Consider the following 2,659-nt stretch of genomic DNA (forward strand, 5'->3'; position numbering starts at 1 on the left):
GCTTGTGCTGCTCGCTTCCGGATGTCATCACGCGCCGGCCGAAGAGCGGGTCCGCCAGGCCGTGACGGCCGCCGCGGATGCGGCGCGTAATCGCGATGCCGGTGCCTTCGCATCGATCCGAGCCAGGACTTCACGACGACCGACAGTGAACCGGACAGGACGCGACTGATTGGTCTGCTGCGCGTTGCGCGCTTGCGCGGTGAAAAACTCTCGGTGTTGATGGGGCCTCTCGACGTGGAGCGGCGAGGCTCGCGTTTCGTGGTCCAATTCACCGTGACCCTGGGCGGCGGCGGCCGACTGATCCCGGAGCACCTTGGTGTGTACCACGTGGAGAGCGCCTGGCTCCTGCAGGATGGTGATTGGCGCTGCTACAGCGCGAACTGGAAGCATGTCCTGTAGCTTTGACGGCAAGGCGTGGACCGGAACAAAAAAACTCTCTGCCGAGGACCCTTGTCATCCTTGGTGCCGATGTTGACACCGCCCCAGACCAGCATGGAAGCAGAGGGGGCCGGATACGCCGGATCTACCCCGACGGCCCATCCCCTCGCAGGACAAACAGCTGTGTAGCCTCACTCGAATCGGTGTGGAACACCAAGCAACCGCCAGCCAGGAGGCCGGCGGTTTGGGTTCGGTAGGATCCGGGCGTCACTTATGGGCGCAACGTGACGTCGCCGCTGCCCGTGCTGATCCTGCCGTTGCCGGATGCGGCGCCGATGTCGGCGCGCAGATAACGACGCCCCGATTCGACATGGTGCATGTCCGGCCAATGTGCCTCGATGTCCGAGCCCTGGATGTCCAGGTGCACAGCGGGCGGGTTGGCACTGTTCAGGGTGATGTCGCCCGAACCGCTGCGAAGGGTAAAGTCCTGCATGGAGGAAAGATCGCCATCCAGCATGATGTCGCCCGAGCCGCAGTTGATGCGGGCGCGCTTGACCTGAGCCAGGCCGTTCAGCTTGATGTCCCCGGAGCTGGTATCAAGCACGATGTCGCCTGCGATCCCATCAAGTCGGATATCGCCGGAACCGGTATGCAGTTGGGAACTCGGGCCCTTCAATTGACCACCGGTGATGTCGCCCGAGCCGGTAAGCACGCGGACGCTGCCCTGAAGGCCATTCAGGTCGATGTCGCCGGAGCCGGTATGGACATCCAGGGTGCCTTGTACCTGTAGGATAGTTGCGTCGCCGCTGCCGGAATGCGTGCCAAGGTCGCCGATGAGACCCTGCACAGTCATGTCGCCCGAAGCGGACTTCAGCTGCAGGTCGTTGCGCAGGTCGCTGGCCTCGAGCAGGCCGACCTGGTTGACGACTTGGGCATGAACGCCTGCCGGAAGGTTCACCAGCAGGTCCACATGCAGCGGCACGCCCTGGTCTCTTCCCTGGTACACGGCTACGCGCGAGTCCTGATATTCGAGGTCGGAGGAGGCATTGCTGAAGCCGATGTGCATGCCCAGAAAGTGCAAACCTCCTTGATGCGCTTTCACTGGATGCGTGGGGATGTACTGGTAGCTGTCGTGGTCCTGCACGGGATAGTGCACATGCACCAGGACCTGGCCCGCATGCTGCGTCACGTCGAGTCGGATCGAGTCGGCCAGTGTGCGGGCCGCATCCTTGTCATCACCGCCGGCCACCACGGTGGCCTTGACCTGCAATTGCGGCCCGCCCTGGCGGATGCTGACCTGGCCGACCAGGTTCTCGATGCTGACGCGGGCATCGTTTGAAACGACCGCGGTGCGCTCGATGTTCTTGCTGAAGATCTGCTTTGGCGCAGCCAGCGTGGACGGCACGATGCTGTACAACGCGAGTGCGGCGAGCAGGGCGAGAAGGGTGCGGCGGTTCGTTCCCATCATGAATCTCCTAGGCGCTGCGAGGGGCTGAATTGGTGTTTTATACAACCAGTACACCAGGAGTTGCAGTGCATGAGGTCATGCCTGGATTTCCGGCGTCACCGGCAAAAGAAAACCGCCGGCGTTTACGGCCGGCGGTTACTTTGATGCACGATTGAGGAAAAGGGTTTACGCCGCCTTTTTCGCCGCCAGGTCGCGCAGCACGTACTGCAGGATGCCGCCATGGCGGTAGAAGTCGCGTTCCTTCGGGGTCAGCAGCATCACCCGGACGGTGAACGTCTTCTCGCCCTGGTCGCCCTTGGCCACCACGGTGGCCTCGGTGGCGTTGGCGTCGTCCAGTCCTGTGATCTCGAAGGTCTCCAGACCGGTCAATCCCAGTGAGTCGATGGTCTGGCCATCCTTGAACTGCAGCGGCAGCACGCCCATGCCGACCAGGTTGGAACGGTGAATGCGCTCGAAGCTCTCGGCAATCACGGCCTTCACGCCCAACAGGAGCGTGCCCTTGGCTGCCCAGTCACGACTGGAACCGGTGCCGTACTCCTTGCCGGCCAGCACGATCAACGGGGTGTTGTCGGCCTTGTACTTCATGGCTGCGTCGTACATTGCCATCTGTTCGCCACTGGGAACGTGCTTGGTGTAGCCCCCCTCGACACCGTCCAGCATGCGGTTCTTGATGCGGATGTTGGCAAAGGTGCCGCGCACCATCACGTCGTCATTGCCGCGGCGCGAGCCGTAGGAGTTGAACTGTGCCGGCTGCACGCCTCGCTCGATCAGGAAACGACCCGCGGGGGAATCCTTCTTGATCGCGCCGGCGGG

At 62.9% G+C, this 2,659-nt stretch carries 2 protein-coding genes and 1 pseudogene; 1 reads left to right on the top strand and 2 read right to left on the bottom strand.

Features of this window, described 5'->3' with window-relative positions:
* Positions 1–192 precede the first annotated feature (192 nt).
* Positions 193–399, top strand: a complete 207-nt coding sequence (locus PF446_RS08995; RefSeq protein WP_298071095.1) for a hypothetical protein — start codon at positions 193–195, stop codon at positions 397–399.
* A gap of 250 nt (positions 400–649) precedes the next feature.
* On the opposite strand, the gene PF446_RS09000 is transcribed toward PF446_RS08995, so the two are convergent.
* Positions 650–1,846: a DUF4097 family beta strand repeat-containing protein gene (locus PF446_RS09000; protein ID WP_298071096.1), complete on the bottom strand. Its 1,197-nt coding sequence runs from the start codon at positions 1,844–1,846 to the stop codon at positions 650–652.
* Between the two features lie 165 nt (positions 1,847–2,011).
* Positions 2,012–2,659: pseudogene (gene acnA / locus PF446_RS09005) on the bottom strand (aconitate hydratase); the annotation flags it as partial.

It is taken from the genome of Oleiagrimonas sp., assembly GCF_027858935.1.
Lineage (GTDB): Bacteria > Pseudomonadota > Gammaproteobacteria > Xanthomonadales > Rhodanobacteraceae > Oleiagrimonas.